Annotated in this window: 10 protein-coding genes; 7 read left to right on the forward strand and 3 right to left on the reverse strand. The window is 47.0% G+C overall.

Annotated features, from left to right (window positions below; genetic code table 11):
• Nucleotides 1-2: 2 nt before the first annotated feature.
• Both ACKTT9_RS07785 and ACKTT9_RS07790 read right to left on the reverse strand, forming a co-directional pair.
• Nucleotides 3-1631, reverse strand: a complete 1629-nt coding sequence (locus ACKTT9_RS07785; RefSeq protein WP_407871091.1) for a response regulator — start codon at nucleotides 1629-1631, stop codon at nucleotides 3-5.
• Complete coding sequence (locus ACKTT9_RS07790) at nucleotides 1628-3454, reverse strand: sensor histidine kinase (RefSeq protein ID WP_407871092.1); 1827 nt, start codon at nucleotides 3452-3454, stop codon at nucleotides 1628-1630. The genes ACKTT9_RS07785 and ACKTT9_RS07790 overlap by 4 nt, the downstream gene beginning before the upstream one ends.
• 158 nt (nucleotides 3455-3612) lie before the next feature.
• Between ACKTT9_RS07790 and ACKTT9_RS07795 the strand changes: the two genes are divergently transcribed.
• The 5 genes from ACKTT9_RS07795 (at nucleotide 3613) to ACKTT9_RS07815 (ending at nucleotide 9180) form a co-directional block, all read left to right on the forward strand.
• A complete protein-coding gene (locus ACKTT9_RS07795; RefSeq protein ID WP_407871093.1) occupies nucleotides 3613-4497 on the forward strand; it encodes a carbohydrate ABC transporter permease in 885 nt (294 codons plus the stop codon).
• Nucleotides 4497-5333 carry a carbohydrate ABC transporter permease gene (locus tag ACKTT9_RS07800; RefSeq protein ID WP_127457582.1) on the forward strand — a complete coding sequence of 279 codons (837 nt, stop codon included), beginning with the start codon at nucleotides 4497-4499 and terminating at the stop codon, nucleotides 5331-5333. The genes ACKTT9_RS07795 and ACKTT9_RS07800 overlap by 1 nt, the downstream gene beginning before the upstream one ends.
• Before the next feature lie 165 nt (nucleotides 5334-5498).
• Nucleotides 5499-6818, forward strand: coding sequence for an ABC transporter substrate-binding protein (locus tag ACKTT9_RS07805; protein WP_407871094.1), 1320 nt, complete (start codon nucleotides 5499-5501; stop codon nucleotides 6816-6818).
• A gap of 112 nt (nucleotides 6819-6930) precedes the next feature.
• Nucleotides 6931-8160 (forward strand): MFS transporter, encoded by a 1230-nt coding sequence (locus ACKTT9_RS07810; protein ID WP_407871095.1) that lies wholly within the window; start codon nucleotides 6931-6933, stop codon nucleotides 8158-8160.
• A 69-nt stretch (nucleotides 8161-8229) separates the two neighbouring features.
• On the forward strand, nucleotides 8230-9180 hold the full coding sequence (locus ACKTT9_RS07815) for an NAD(P)/FAD-dependent oxidoreductase (RefSeq protein WP_157319746.1): 951 nt from the start codon (nucleotides 8230-8232) through the stop codon (nucleotides 9178-9180).
• On the opposite strand, the gene ACKTT9_RS07820 is transcribed toward ACKTT9_RS07815, so the two are convergent.
• Nucleotides 9177-9896 carry a DUF2161 domain-containing phosphodiesterase gene (locus tag ACKTT9_RS07820; protein ID WP_127457586.1) on the reverse strand — a complete coding sequence of 240 codons (720 nt, stop codon included), beginning with the start codon at nucleotides 9894-9896 and terminating at the stop codon, nucleotides 9177-9179. The genes ACKTT9_RS07815 and ACKTT9_RS07820 overlap by 4 nt on opposite strands.
• Nucleotides 9897-10192: 296 nt before the next feature.
• On the opposite strand from ACKTT9_RS07820, the gene ACKTT9_RS07825 reads away from it, so the two are divergent.
• Both ACKTT9_RS07825 and ACKTT9_RS07830 read left to right on the forward strand, forming a co-directional pair.
• The gene (locus ACKTT9_RS07825) at nucleotides 10193-11509 is read left to right on the forward strand and encodes a sn-glycerol-1-phosphate dehydrogenase (RefSeq protein ID WP_407871096.1); all 1317 of its coding nucleotides are present in this window, start codon (nucleotides 10193-10195) and stop codon (nucleotides 11507-11509) included.
• Nucleotides 11510-12077: 568 nt separating this feature from the next.
• Nucleotides 12078-16214, forward strand: coding sequence for an S-layer homology domain-containing protein (locus tag ACKTT9_RS07830; RefSeq protein ID WP_407871097.1), 4137 nt, complete (start codon nucleotides 12078-12080; stop codon nucleotides 16212-16214).
• Nucleotides 16215-16262 lie beyond the last annotated feature (48 nt).

Consider the following 16262-nt stretch of genomic DNA (forward strand, 5'->3'; position numbering starts at 1 on the left):
ATTTAGATGGAATTCGATGTTTTTCGATATTCATTGGGGGTAATCCCCTCTAATTTTTTGAAAACTTTGCTGAAATATTTCTCATCCTGATAACCGACCATTTCGGCTACTTGGGAAATCCGAAGATGCGGATTGCGCAGCAGAACCTTCGCTTTGCTCATGCGGATCTGGCCTAAATAATCTGAGAGATTCACCTCGAACTCCTGCTTGAATTTGCGGGAGATATATTCGCGGCTCAGGAAAAAACGGCTCGCGATTTCCTGCAAGGTCACATCTTCGTGATAATGATTTTGCAGGTATTCGGCAATTTCGAAAATCACATTTTTGTCCTTGTGCTGATTCTCAAGCAGCATCTTGGACATGTGCACGATACTTCGTGTAAGCTCCTGCTGCCACTGGGAAAGAGACAAAATCCCCTGCTCGTCAAGCGGTACAATAAAGCTCGTTGGCTCATCCGAGAGCATCTCCTTGACTTTGTCCTCGCTAATGCCAGAAAAGAACTGCTGCACCCAGCGACGCTTCATGACGGTGTACTCCCGCCACCACAGATCGAGCTGTTCCAGCGTAATGACCTCGCTTAGCTTGACGGTGTCCATCCATTGCTGGATGGCTTCCTCAATCTGCTCTATGCTGCCGCTGCGGATAGCCAGATTGATTTTCTCCTCATATTGGGTGAAGGTAAGCGCAGCTTGAGGGGCTTTGGCAGGGTTCAACATGCTGTGAATCCAGGTGTCCCTAGCTTTAAGGTTGCGCTTGCGAAGCGCATCGCGCGCTTCTTGATAGGATAAAGTCACATCAGCAGGGAAAACATGCAAGCGGCCGATTCCAAAATCAACGCGTGTGTGCAGGGTAGTGCGCATGCCTTCATTGATTTTTTCCAAAAAAGCTTCAGCCCCGAGGAGATCCTTCCATAATAGAAGAACAATTTCCGTATCGCTGTGCCAATGGCGGAAAGCATAGCCGCGGCCATCCGTCGTGAGAAATTCATTACAAATATTGATGAGCGAGAAAAATAAGAGGTCCATGTTCTGGCTGAACTTATTTTTCACACTGCGCTCCATGGTATCCAGCGATAAAATGGCAACCCGGCATTCGTTAATGTTCCGCGTTAACTGAAGCTCTTTGTCGAGCTGCTCAGCGGCGCTCTCGTACGTGGAAGGCTCCGCGATGATGCCGGAAAGAAGCTTGTCCCAATACATCGGCTTAATCGTATTCATTTCAATATTCAGCTCGCGATTGGTTTGACGAAGCTCCTCATCCTTGGACCAAGCCTGGATTGCTTTATCCAGCGCTTCATTCAGTTGATCCGGATCAATGGGTTTCAGGATGTAGTCGGTTCCTCCATATTTCAAGGTATGGCGCAGTAAGGAGAAATCGTCATGACCGCTGATGACAATCGTTTTGGAGTTTGGAGCATTCGCCTGCAGCCACTCCAGCAGCTTCACGCCGTTCATGATGGGCATCATCATGTCGGTCATAATGATTTCAGGTTGGTGCTGGGCAATGAGCGCGGTGGCGGATTCGCCGTCCGGCGCTTCCAATATAGTGTCAATACCATGCTGCTCCCAGTTCACAAGCAGTCGGATGGCATCACGCACATGTTTCTCATCATCGACAAGTAAAACTTTCATCTGTTGACTCCCTTATTCATCGGGATATGGATGACGATTCTTAACCCCCGGGGCTGCGCATGTTCAATATCAAGAGTAGCGTCATCTGTGAAATACAATTTGACTCTAGTTTGCACATTGCTAAGCCCAATGCAGGCCTCATCGCCCGTGGAGGGGGCATTCAGCCTGTTTCTAATTTCGCGTAAACGCTCCTCCGTAACGCCAATTCCATTATCCTCAACAATTATTTCTAAAAATTCATATTCTTCCTCTATGCGTTTGGATGCTTGAATACGCAAGAGCCCATCTTCAGCTGCGCTTGGATTAAAACCATGTTTGAAATAATTTTCGACAAGCGGCTGAATCATCATTTTGGGCACTGAAATGGCTTTGGTGCCTTCCTCGATGTCATAGACGATCTGGAATTGATGTTCAAAGCGCTGCTTTTGCAGCTCCAGATAAGCTTTAATATGTTCAAGTTCTTTGCCCAGAGGGACGACGGATTCATTCGTATTCATGCTGTAATGCATCATTTTGGCCAGAGAAGCGATTAAAGCATACACTTTGGGCGCATTGTGCTGCAGAGCTAGCGTACCTATTGATTGCAGCGCATTGTTCAGAAAATGCGGATTGATCTGAGCTTGCAGCGCCATAAGCTGATTGGATTTGTTCGCAAGCTCCAGACGGTATTCGCGCATGACCATTTGATTCAAATCCTGCATAAGGCCGTGGAATCGATTGGCCAGAATGCCCATTTCATCGGTGCGCGTCAATTCGATATCTTTATGCATCTGGCCCAGTTGCACCTGACCCGCTTGAATGCGCGTGATATAACGGATCAATTGCTTGATCGGTTCTGTAAAACGAATGGAAATATAAATCGTTCCACCGATAACGATCAACATGAAAAAAGTCAGGACCAATGAGTTAATGAGCGTTAATTGCTTGGCATTTTTGGTTAATTGATCATAGGGAAGACGTTTGACAATCGTCCAGTCGACATAGTCCGTTTTCATTTTTTCAAAAACATTGATGCCGGCGTAAGGCCCTTTGCTCCATTCATACGAGCCCTTATCCAATGTGCTGTGAATCGCTTCATTCCCCCAGCTGCCTTCAAGCCGCTGCCCCCATTTGGAAGAATCCGGACCGAAAACAATATTGCCTTCATTATCCAGAATGTACAGCTCTTCTGTATCATGCGTGTACAAGCTCTGGGAAATTTCCGATATCAGATCCAAATGAAGATCAATGATAAGTTCTCCAATCGATGTGTTGTTCGGTGAGTACATCAGCTTGCGATGCATAGACAGGACAGGTGTTGGAGCAGAATACACGTTAATTGCAATATTGTAACTGTGATTCATATGAGTGGTTTCAAAATAAACGGTTTTGTCTTCTGGAAAAGGACGCAAAAACTCATATTTCCCGGTTGTACTTCCTGTGAAGTCGTTGCTCGACAAAAAGGAGCGGTCGCTCACAGAAGCGTACAAGTAAACTTGTTTAAACTCCTTAACGGCATGCGACATGACCTGCAGCCCGCTTTTGATCACTTTATCACTCATATAATCGATATCCCGCTCACGTTCCAGAATATCGTATAATTGTCCGAGTTCAGACAAATGCTGACCTGTATAGATCGTCGTGGATGCTTGGACAACCCCATTTAAATAGTTTAATATATTCAATTTCGCTTGGGAGATGAGGGCCGAATTGTTGGTGATGGTATCTTCGGTGACTTTTTCCTTGGTGAATATATAGGAGACTACGATGGAGGTAATGAATGGAACGAGTGTGGCGATCAGCAGAAAAAGGATCAGTTTGTTGCGTATGCTGTGACGAAACATGTCGAATCAACTCGGTTTCTTCGTGGACTTTTCACCCTATATTGTAGCAGTAGAGGTCAACAAATTCCACCTAATGCATCACGATTATCTGTGTTTCAGGAGGATAAAGGTATTTATACTATAGGTTATAGTTACCTAATCGTAAGGGGGAAATTCCCATGAAACAGAGCAAGGGGTTAACAGGACTATTACAGCAATGGGTGTTCATCGGACCTGCGTTCCTATTTTTCGCGCTCATTGTAGTAGTTCCTTTTCTCATGAGCATTTATTATTCATTTACAGAGTGGAATGGTGTCACGACAAACGTGAAATTCAACGGTTTGGACAATTTCAAGCACCTTCTATTTGATGACAAGGATTACCGCAACGCTTTCTGGTTCACAACGCGGATTACCGTAACGGATGTTATTTTAACGAATGTCGTCGGATTCCTGTTGGCGCTGCTGCTCACACAAGCGTTGAAAACGAGAAATTTGCTGCGTACCATTTTCTTCATGCCGAACGTCATCGGCGGACTTTTGCTTGGATTCATCTGGCAGTTTATTTTCGTCAAAGGCTTCGGAACACTGGGCGAATTGACGAACTGGAGCTTTTTCCAACTGCCTTGGCTGGGCGATGCGCCTACGGCTTTCTGGGCCATTGCGATCGTTAGTATTTGGCAGGGAGCGGGCTACTTAATGATCATCTATATTGCGGCTCTTTCCAATGTGCCCAAAGATATGATCGAAGCGGCTTATATTGATGGAGCAACCCGTTTTCAAGTACTTAGAAGTATTATTGTTCCGCTCATTATGCCGGCGGTGACGGTATGTTTATTCCTGACGATTTCGTGGAACTTCAAAATGTTTGACTTGAACTTCTCCTTGACCAAAGGCGGACCGTTCAACTCCACAGAATCCGTGTCGATCAATATTTATCAAGAAGCGTTCCGCAACAATAACTATGGCTTAGGAACTGCGAAAGCATTAGTGTTCTTCATCGTAGTGGCCATTATTTCGACCATCCAAGTGATGTATACGAAACGCAAGGAGGTTGAAGTGTAATGGAAACAGTCAAAAAATATTCCGGACGGTTATTCACGCTTGAAGTGCTGGGTATCCTGATCGCTCTGCTCTTCCTAGTTCCGTTCTACTTTGTTATTGTTAACTCGCTCAAAACGTTCCCGGAGCTCGCTGCCAGTACGGCAAAGCTGCCGCAAACGTTGTATTTCGATAATTACAAAAAAGTATGGACGATCATGAAGTTCCCTAGCGCTTTCATGAACTCGTTGATCATTACGGTTTTCAGTAATATTGGGCTAGTCGTTATTAGTTCTATGGCTGCTTATCGTATGGTACGGAAGCCAAGTAAATTCAACAATCTTGTCTTCTTGGCCTTCGTTGCGGCGATGGTCATTCCGTTTCAGTCCATTATGATCCCGTTGGTTCGTGTAGCGAGCAGTGTCGGACTGATGGACAGCAAGATAGGTTTGATTATTTGTTACTTTGGTTTCGGTGTATCCCTAAACGTGTTCTTGTTCCACGGTTTTATCAAATCCATTCCGCTCGAAATCGAAGAGTCGGCTACGGTGGACGGCTGCTCGCCCTATGGCGTGTTCTGGCGCATCGTGTTCCCGTTGTTAAAACCGATGTCAACGACGGTCGTAATTTTGAACAGTTTATGGATTTGGAACGATTATTTGCTGCCATCTCTTGTGCTAAACAGTCCCGATCTGCGAACCATACCTTTGGCGACGTTCTCCTTCTTTGGTCAATATACAAAGCAATGGGATTTGGCCTTGGCGGGTCTAACACTTGGCGTTCTACCGATCGTTATTTTCTTCCTGGCCATGCAAAAGCATATTGTTGAAGGAATCACGGCAGGGTCAGTAAAAGGGTAACATTTTTGTTAGGAAGTTCAAAATCTTCCACCTTTATGTTCAATATCCTCTGTGTTAAGGGTTCAAGAAAGTGTTTACAATAAACCTTGTAAGCTGATGACGAGGGAATGAACGGCCTGTTATCAGGGTAAGCTGAGTAAACAAAAAAAGGGAGGCTTCACCTCAATGAAAAAATTAACGATGGTCAGTATGGCTGCATTACTCACACTTTCTGTGGTTGCAGCTGGCTGTGGTAAAAAAGAAGAGACACCTGCGCCTGCTGCTTCAGCGGGGACATCAGCATCTGCGACACCAGCTGCGGCTGGTAAACCTGTAACGATTAAAATGTTCCAGTTCAAAGTAGAAATTGCTGACCAATTAGGTAAATTGGTAGCTGAATATCAAAAGCTGAATCCAAATGTGAAAATTCAAATTGATACGGTAGGCGGCGGCGCAGACTATGGCGCGGCTTTGCTGGCGAAGTTCAACTCCGGCGACAAACCGGACATTTTCAACAATGGCGGCTTCTCGGATCTGGATAAATGGATCGACAACCTGGAAGATCTCTCCGATCAACCTTGGGTTGGTGACCTTGTAGACGTGGCGAAAGAGCCAATGACTAAAAATGGTAAACTATACGGCCAACCACTGAACCTTGAAGGCTATGGTTTCCAATACAATAAAGATTTGTTCGCGAAAGCTGGTATTACAGAGCTGCCAAAAACAATCACACAACTGGAAGATGCCGCTAAAAAGCTGCAAGCTCAAGGGATTACACCTTTTGAAACCGGATATGGCGAGTGGTGGGTACTGGGTAATCACTTCGTAAACCTTCCTTTTGCGTATCAGAAAGATCCAAATGCTTTCATCGATGGTTTGAACAAAGGAACAGCGAAAATTCCGGGTAATGAGCAGTTTAATCAATGGGTAAATTTATTTGATCTTCAATTGAAATATGGGAACAAAAACCCGCTGCAAACAGACTACAACACGCAAGTAACTGATTTTGCAACCGGCAAAGCGGCTATGACGCAGCAAGGTAACTGGACACAAGTCCAAATTTCCAAAACGAACCCGGACATTAAAGTTGGCTTCTTGCCAATGCCGATCAATGATGATGCTGCATCGAACGACAAATTGTTTGTCGGTGTTCCTAACAACTGGGTTATCAACAAAAACTCCGCTGTGAAAGACGAAGCGAAGAAATTCCTGAACTGGATGGTAACGTCCGATGTGGGTAAAAAGTATATCACAGATGAGTTCAAATTCATCCCGGCTTTCAAATCCATTCCTGCTGACGAGAAGGTACTTGGACCATTGGCTGCAGACATTATTACTTACAGCAAAGCTGGTAAAACACTGAGCTGGAACTGGTTCAAATTCCCTGGTGGCGAAGCATCCAGTAAAAAATTCGGCGATATTATGCAAGGTTATGTCGCTAAGAAGTATACGAAGGACCAAATGCTTGATGAATTCCAGAAAACATGGGATAGCTTGAAGAAGTAATACGATATTGGATAGAAATAGAGCCTCAGCGCCAAAGCTGGGGCTTTTTGCCGTTTAACAGAAGGATGGGAGGGCTGTTACAATAAGGAAGACAGAGGAGCGGGGGGCTACGATGGATTTACGATTCAAGACTTGGTTACAAAGCAGGGGAAACACCTTGCCGCAAGAGAAAAGATTGACACGCGAAGCGATCATTTCACTCATTATTCATTCTACTTTTCAATTCGGCGCTTCGATGTCGGGTGTGTTCCTGAACTTGTATCTATGGCGTTTGACACACAGCGTAGCCGTGAATGGGACTTACAGTATTATCGTTTACATTTTGACACCGATTGGGTTCGCCCTTGGCGGTTGGATGATCAAAAAGAAAGACAGAATGGTCTCGTACCGCTTAGGCATCATGCTGATCGGTTTATTTTACTTGAGTGTGATTATTGCGCAAGAGGCGCTTGTGAAATATTATGTAGCGTTCGCCATTTTCAATGGTCTTGCCGCTGCTTTTTACTGGGTAGGTTATCTGACGCTTATGTACGATGTGTCAACCGAGCAGAATCGTATTCGCTATCTTGCTTACAATATGATTTTCTTCACGATGGCTTCTCTGGCAGGACCGGCGCTTGCCGGGTTTATTATTCGTTTGAAAGAGGGCTTAAGCGGCTATACCATCGTTTTTGGTATTGCATTTTGTATGTTTCTACTTGCAGCCTTGATTTCTATGAAAATAAAAGCTTCAAGCGGACATCATCGCGTGTACTATTTAAAATGGACTGGGCTCATTATGAAAAAAAACCGAGACTGGCTGAAGGCATTGCTTGGTTTTTTCGGGATGGGCTTACTCCAAGGGACGATGTTATTCCTTCCGAACATTCTGTTATTTCAAGTCATGCCGCGGGAAGATATCGTAGGCTATCTAGGCGTGCTTTACTCGAGCTTAAGCATAGCCATGGGGATGTTTATTTCCAAATATGCGCAAGGCAGCAAATCTCGTTTGTATCTAGCGATTTCCACAATAGGGTATTTGGTTGGTGTGTCGCTTTTATTAGGAAGCATCACCATTTGGACTGTCGTAGGATTTATGATTTTATACTCGGTTTTTTCGCCGCTGCAAGGCAATACCATGACGGGTTATTACTACGGGCTAATTGCGAAATTGCCGCTCAAGGGCGAATTGAAAGTCGAAAGCGTTGTCGTTCGAGAGCTTTTTCTAAATGTAGGGCGTGTTATTTCCATTTATTGCTTCATTACATTTGGCAGTGATTTGGAAGGCGGGATGATTCCATGGATTCTGATGATCGCCTCTCTCACGCAATTCGCTTTGGTCTGGTCCATTAAGAATCGATAACATGAGCATGAAAGCGCCCTTGCCCGGTTATCCTAGGGATAGATGATAGGAGAAGAGGGACTTCAGGTTATGGAACAGTATGACAGTATAATTGTTGGCGGAGGCATCGCCGGACTTCAGGCGGCTATTCAGCTCGGCAGGTATGAACACCGTGTTCTCGTGATTGATGCCGGTTATGGCAGGTCGACCTTGTGTAAAAGTTATCACAATCTTCTAGGTTGGCCAGATGGTGTTTCAGGCGAAGAGCTTCGCAGACTGGGAAGGCTGCAGGCCGAGAGGCTGGGGGTAGCTTTTGCCCAGGATGAAGTTGTACAAGCGGTGAACAAAGGAAAGCCGGGTGATGGCTTTGAGTTATGGGGGAAGTCTGGTCAAGGATATGAAGCGCCGACGCTGCTGCTTGCGACGGGATTGATGGATCGCATCCCTGAGATTCCAGGGTTAAAGCCCTGTCTCGGATTAACGATTTATGTCTGCCCGGATTGCGACGGTTATGAAATAAAAAATAAAGAGACGATTGTGATGGGTTCAGGTGATGTCGGAGCCGCAATGGCACTGAAGCTCAGCCTTCGCACGGATAAGCTGACTTATGTTAACCATGGCTTGTGCGCTGTAAAAGGCAGCCATTTGGAAGAGCTTAAGAAAAAAGGGATCACTTACATAGCTGACGATATTCAAGAGGTGCTTGGGCAGGAAAATGGGCTTTTTGGAGGGCTTGTGACCGTTAATGGGAAACGTCTGCAAGCAGAGCGCGGATTCATTGCTTTCGGTGGAAATGAAGTGAAATCGGATCTGGCTCGCCAACTAGGAGCGGAACGATTGGAAAATCGCCACATCATGACAGATGCCCGTTCCAAAATGACCAGTGTGCCGTTCCTCTGGGCCGCCGGTGATGTAGGAGTTCACGCAGAGCAGGTAACGATTGCGATGGGCGAGGGCGCACAAGCCGCGATCTGGATGAACAAAGTGCTGCTCATGTTAAAAGAAGAAGCGAACGCTCATAAAGTGGTCGTTCGCTCTTAAGAATTTGGTGCTTCAGCAGGGGAAAAAGCAGTCGTAACGTGAACGTAGTCCGCCAAAGCTTTTTCACCGAGCGGAGTAATGTGATAGATGCCGCGGCTTTGGCGAACGAACCAGCGATAGTAGTTTTTTTGGAGCAGGGAACTAACGGCTTTGTTATTCGTTAGGTCCCGCAGCTTCCGCGGACTGAGAGGTCCATGCTCACGCATCAAATAGGCGCAATGCAGCGATTTCTCACGATAAGCGGTCATTAGCTTTTGCTGGGAGCTGCCTCCTACGTTGTAGTCGCCGCTGCGTTCATGAAATTCATTGACGACCTTTAAAGCTGCTCTTTTATTATGGCGTAACGTATAAGGCGTAGGCTCGCAGACGAGATCGACTGCGGGTTTTTTGCGTTTGTAGAATTGAACGGTCAAGACGCCAAGCCCCAGCATACGGCAGAGACGCCGGATATCCTCCCACTGCAAGCGATGTGGAGCTTTCCCTTTGTTAGGCAATTCGAAAGCGACATACACTTGCTCCGTTAGACGAAGGCGGTCGATACCTTGCACAAGGAGCGGGATGTTAAAGCTTTTTTTGAGCTCTACGACGATAGGGGGCTCATCCCCGCGAATGGCGACTAGGTCACAATGTTTCACTTCTCCGCGAACGGCATAGCCGCGATCTTCGAAATATTGTTTCACCGGAGCGTAGAGCTCCGTTTCGGTTTGAATGGGCATGATGGATATTCTCCTCCTACTTGCGATGAAGGCAGTGTGTATCATTATAGCACAGGTTTTGTTAAAATAGGGGAAGAAGTACTTGTACGTACATCTTGAGAAACGTGCGATGGAGTAGGGGATTCGAGGAAGCTGGAGTTCGAGTGATGGAGTAGGAGATTCGGGGAAGCTGGAGTTCGAGTGATGATGTAGGAGATTCGGGGAAGCTGGAGTTCGAGTGATGGTGTAAGGGATTCGATGAAGCTGAAGTTCGAGTGATGGAGTTTGGTTTGGAGATGGAAAGGGGATGTAGGGGAATGAGTGAGGTTTTGGATACATGGCTTGGTCGTACGATTGATTGCGCTTGTGGACAAAAGCATGAAGTTCCGATTCGACGTATCGTGATTGAGCGAGATGCGCTGGGGCAGGTGGCCGGTTATGTGAAAGAAGCCGGATATCGTGAAGTCACGCTTGTCGCGGATGAGAAGACGTATCAAGCGGCGGGCGTAAAGCTGCGCGGACTGCTGGAAGCCGCGCAAGTCAAGGTCAGCATCAGCGTGATCCGTGAGAACGCGATGGGAGAAGTTGCCGCCGATGAGGAAGCGATCGTTCAGCTGCTGCTGGACACGCCATTATCATCGGAGGTTCTGATTGCCGTGGGGGCGGGGACCCTGCACGACATCGTGCGCTTCGCGGGTCACCGCACGAAGCGGCCTTTCTTGTCCGTGCCGACAGCGCCATCCGTTGACGGCTTCGCTTCCGTCGGCGCGCCGCTTATCGTGCGCGGCTTCAAGACCACGATTCCGGCGAGCTCACCGGAAGCGATTTTTGCCGATCTCGCGCTGCTCGCGGAAGCGCCGCAAGCGATGATCGCAGCCGGCCTCGGCGACATGCTCGGCAAGCATACTTCGCTTGCCGACTGGTCGCTTGGCCGCGTGCTGCTTGACGAGCACTACTGCGAGCTGAGCGCGCAGTTGACGCTGGAAGCCGTGGAGCTCTGCACGGCTCATCTGGACGAGATCGCGCAGCGCACGGATCTCGGCATGTTAAAGCTAATGGAAGGCCTGGTGCTGTCCGGCCTTTCCATGCTTATGGTCGGCCACTCGCGGCCGGCCTCCGGAGCTGAGCACCATCTCTCCCACTATTGGGAGATGGTGCTTCTGCAGCAGCGCCGCCGGGCGCTGCTGCACGGCGCGAAGGTCGGCGTCGCGACCGTGATGATGGCGCAGCGCTATGCGTCGCTGCGGGACATCACGGCCGCCGAGGCCGCTGCGCGCCTAGCGCAAAGCCAGGCCCCGAGCCGGGAAGCGGATGCGGAGCGCATCCGCGGGGCCTATGGGGCCATGGCCGAGCAAGTCATCGCCGAGAATTTTCCGGCGGATGGCGGTGTTGTTGATAGCGAGGCGCTGAAAGCGCGCATCGCTTCGAGGTGGGGCGATGTGCAAGCCATCGCCCGCGCGGTCCCTGCACCCGAGCAGCTGGCTGCTTGGCTCGGGGCTGTGCAGGGACCGGTTGCGCCGGAGCAGCTCGGCGTGGAGCCGGAGCTGGTCGCGGCGTCACTGCGGGATGCGCTGTTCGTGCGCAACCGGTTTACGGTTTTGCGTTTATTGCGACTGCTGGGCGACTCCAAGTAGTATCTTCTAGTGTCTAACGGATTGTGAGTTTGCAATTCGCATTAGTAGGTTGAATTCTCTTAGAAGCGAATCCAAGTAGTATCTCCCAGTATCTAACGGACCAAGCTGCTGCTAATACGCATTTTTAGGCTGAGAATGGACCGTCCGTAATGGACTCAAGCGCCGTTATTTGACTTAAGAGGCTCAAAAAAACGTCTTCAATAATCAGATAAAAGCTCTACGGTCCGTTAGTTCTCATAAATAAAGCTGGAAGCTCAAATAGCGACCGGTGTGTCCGTTAAATAAAAACTCCTGAGGCAAAGCCTCAGGAGTTTTTGCGTCATGAAGGGTACGTGCCCAATGTTAAAAAAAGACAAAGGTATCATAAAAAACTGCAACTGGTTTTTCATGATCGGGGATTATGATAGAAGCATTCAAGGCTTGAAAGCGTGTACACAAAAGTTTCCTTGATGTAGACCAGATTATAAGGGGAGAGGAGGAGTCTTAAAGAGCATGAGCAATATGGGACGGTTTTATCAGTAAACGATCGATGATCGCAATCTACCAATATGAAAGGGGTAAGCCCCGTATGAGATCATTCAAATCTTTTAGAAGAAGAGTAGCCTTGTCATTGGCAGTGTTTCTTATTTGCAATCTTGGTTTAGGTCAGGTTTCCCTATTGTCAATGGCGAATGTCGCTAGCGCTGCCGGTGTTTCCTCTGTTGATGTACTAGATCCGGATTTCATTAACAGTCACGGTGGTAATTCAGTTTCCATTCAGGCAAACCCATCCAGATCGCCTTATGACGTTTTTGGCGAAGCTTTTGGAACAGACAATCCAGTCGAGGGTGCTACCAAAACCGCAAGAGAAATTCTTGGAGAAGAGGCCGAAAGGCATGTGGCCAATTACTATGATCAGACACTAGGAAAAGATGTTTTCAAAGTTGAAGTGAATGGCAATGATTGTTTTTCTTGTTATTTGCATAATACAACTTATGATAGTTCAACCGGACAATTCGTTGGAGGGAATGACGACAGACAGAGAATTGAAATCAGACCACCTGATGAGAACCACGATCGGATTGGTTTGGAAAATGATATTACCGCATACAATTGGAAGCTTAAGATTGATAAAGATTTGACCAAGCCTGACGGTTTCTTTCATATTTTCCAATACAAAGCATACAACTCCTATGGACTGGTTGGAAATAAATTGCCGCTTCATGACGCTGCTAATTATCCGAGTTTCTCTAGCGCTGAAGACGGTAATCCGATACTTACGTTCACGGTTTCCTCATCTGCCACGCAGAATTTGGAGTTCCGCTATGCCGATATCGGTACAGATGCGGGGCAAGAAACGCTTGCCAGTATTCCGCTGAACGCCGTGAAAGACAGATGGGTGGATATTACCGTTAAAATTTTAAACTCGGAATACGGTTGGGTCACCATGAGCATGAAGGACGTCGAGACAGGCGAAATATTAATGACGTACAACGACCCTAACCGAGTTCTCGATATGTGGAGACGTCCTGAGATCAAGTATAACGGGATGACCTTCGAGGGGCCGTATCCTGCGGTGGACGATATGATCAACCGTCCTAAATGGGGGATTTATCGAAAGGCCGATAAATCCAATCCGAATGTGAAGGATGCCAAAATCTACCTTGCGGATATGACGCTGTATAAGTCTGCTGTAGATGTTTCACCGGTTAACCTGGCTTACGGTAAGAAGGCTTACAACTATGGTCCCGCAAGCGGCAATGCGTTCCAAATCGCGAATGCCAAGCCGGAGAGGCTTTTGGATGGGGTTCAAACAGACCCGGTCAAGTATACGAACTTGACACAAGTGCCTCAGAACAACACGTCTGCGTTAGGAGATTTGAGCTGGATCGGTACGGAAAGCTCTAAAAAAGGTAGTGTAGTCATCGATTTAGGGAAAAAAATGCCGTTTAGCCAAGTGAAGCTATTCGCCAAATCCTTAAGATTGCAGACGGTGAATATAGCTGTTTCAGACGATGAGACAGATCACTCCGAAGCGGATTTAAACAATGTTATTTTTAAACCGGATACATCCTTTACCTATAATGGTCCTAATAGCGGCGGAGATGATGCGGCAGATAAGCAGTATATAATTGATCTAGGGAAGACGTTCACATCCCGATATGTCAAGTTTTATTTTGTAAATGGTACTGGTTCTAATGGTACGGGCACTCCACTGAATGGAGATCCTACATTTATAATGACAGGGCCGCCACGGATCACTGAACTTGAGTTGTACAACGCGCCTCAAACGCCATCTAATGTATCGATCGAATACACTGGAGGTTCGCAAGCGGCTATTTCCTGGAATGAGGTTCCAGCCAATCACTTTATCATTTATGATAACAGCAAAGTGCTAGTCGATCAGGCAGATTCCAATAAGGTTAACCTGACGAATTTAGATCCAGGCGCCGTGTACAATCTTTCCGTGAGGACGGTTTACACGGATCCGTATTCGTTTAAACCGATGCTTTCCGCGATGAGTGAAGTGAAGGTGCTGCACACCGACGGAGATCCGATTATTCCTAATCCGCCATCATCCGTTACAGCGATAGCACTATCTGATAAATCCATCCGAGTTGATTGGGCTGCTGTAACAGATGCCCAGAATTATAGGGTGGCATTAGTTAGCGGGGATACGGAAAGGATCGTGGCAGCAGAAGTTCAGGATACAACGTATACGATAAAAGATCTTTCTCCCGGTAGGACTTATAAAGTAAAAATCTATGCTATACGAAGAGGGACTCTGTCAGCTGCAGGTGCAGAAGGCGAAGTGACGACTACAGGCATAAAGAACGCTAACGACAATCTACTATTCAATAAAGAAGTTCAGTATCCGCGAGTTTGGAACGATGATACAAGCAGCTATGGCGCTGGCAAGGCTTTGGATAATGATACAGGTTCCAGATGGGTTGCGCTAAAGGGCTCGACGTCTTCATGGATGATGGTGGATATTGGGGAACCAACGCCGGTAAACACCCTTGAATATGATAGTTATCAAAATAAGTTGAAAAAAGTTTCATTTTATTATGCCACAGACGGTGAAGCGTTCACGAATCCAGACAGTGACAAATGGATAAAATTATGGACCGACGACCGTGTAAGCCAAGGGAAATACGGCAATCCGAATATAACGAGTATAGCGGAGAGAATTACGCTACCCGCGCCTGTGGAGGCAAGATTTATCAAATTTACAGTCGATGAAGTTGATGGCGATATTAATGTAAATGAGGTAAAAGCTTTTGGACCCATGTCCTTTACGGGGAATTCTTCCTTAAAGGCGACGGAAATAGCGGATCGCCGTGTGGCGTTAAGCTGGTCCGGAGCTACTACAACTTTACCGGTATCAATGTTCGACATTTATCAGGGGAATACCAAACTAACAAGTGTAACAGCTGATGTGTATAACTACAGTGCTGTCAACCTGATGCCAAATTCAGCTTATACATTCAGGGTTAAGGCTGTTAGTCAATCTGTCTATGGTTCCGTGTATGAGACATTAGGCGGGCTTCCGCTTCAGTTAACTACGTTAGGGCCGATTACGGTTCCTCCTTCAGGGTCAGATTCACACTCAGATTCGGGCCATGGACCACTGACATCGAAGCCATCGAATCCTGGAAATCCTGATGCTATTGTGAGCAATCCCGGAGTGATTACAGCTGTTCGTATGCAAGGGGAGACTACTTATTCGGCAGCAATTCCAGCTGCATCTCTTAGTAATGGCTCCCCGACAAGTATAACGGAAGTCAGGTCGGAAATCGGGAATGCGTACTTGCCAGGAAATATGTTCAGCTCCAGTGAATTAGGAGAAATCAAAAAGGTTGAATTAAGGATTGCTTTGACGGAAAAGTCGACTCTTCCGGGAACGCTTCAACAGTTAATTGGGGATAGACCGATTGTTGATTTAGCCCTGTGGGCAGATGGCAAAAAAGTGGCGTTCAATAATCCTTCCGCTTCTGTTGAAGTAACCGTGCCGTATAAGCCTACAGCAGAAGAGTTAACGAAACCGGAACATATTGTCGTCTGGTATGTGGATGACAAAGGAGTTCTAACGCCGGTGCCGAGCGGGAAGTATGATGCTGGCAGCGGAACGGTTACGTTTAGAACGACACATTTTAGCAAATATGCGGTGGGATTTGTGGTGAAAAGCTTTGCCGATCTTACGAACTTCGAGTGGGCAAGGCAGTCAATTGAAGTATTGGCTTCCAAAGGTGTCATTAACGGGAAGTCTGACGTAGCATTTTCGCCGGGAACGCCGATTACACGAGCGGAGTTTATTACGTTGCTCATGAGGACGTTAGGTTTATCCGCTAAGTCGGAAGCTGTATTTGATGATGTGAAAGCAGCGGATTATTTCTATCAGGAAGTCCTGATGGCGAAAGCGCTTGGCATTGCGGAAGGAAAGGATCGAAACTTGTTTGCTCCGAATGAAGAACTTACCCGCCAAGAGATGATGACGATGACTGCAAGGGCCTTGAAGCAAGCAGGCAAGTTGAATACGGGGGTTAGCTCAACAAGCATGAGCACTTTCGCAGATTATAAAGATGTTGCCTCTTATGCTGTAGAAAGTGCAGCTTTATTAATCAATAATGGGCTGATCCAAGGTAACGGACATTTGCTGCAGCCGCTTAACAAGACGACAAGAGCGGAAGTTGCCGTTTTGATGTACAGAATTTATAACAACTAATCTTGTCTTATAAAAGTACAAACGTCAAGGAAGGGACACCTTGGGGGG

Origin of the sequence: Paenibacillus sp. P36 (assembly GCF_045866505.1) — a bacterium.
Lineage (GTDB): Bacteria > Bacillota > Bacilli > Paenibacillales > NBRC-103111 > Paenibacillus_E > Paenibacillus_E chondroitinus.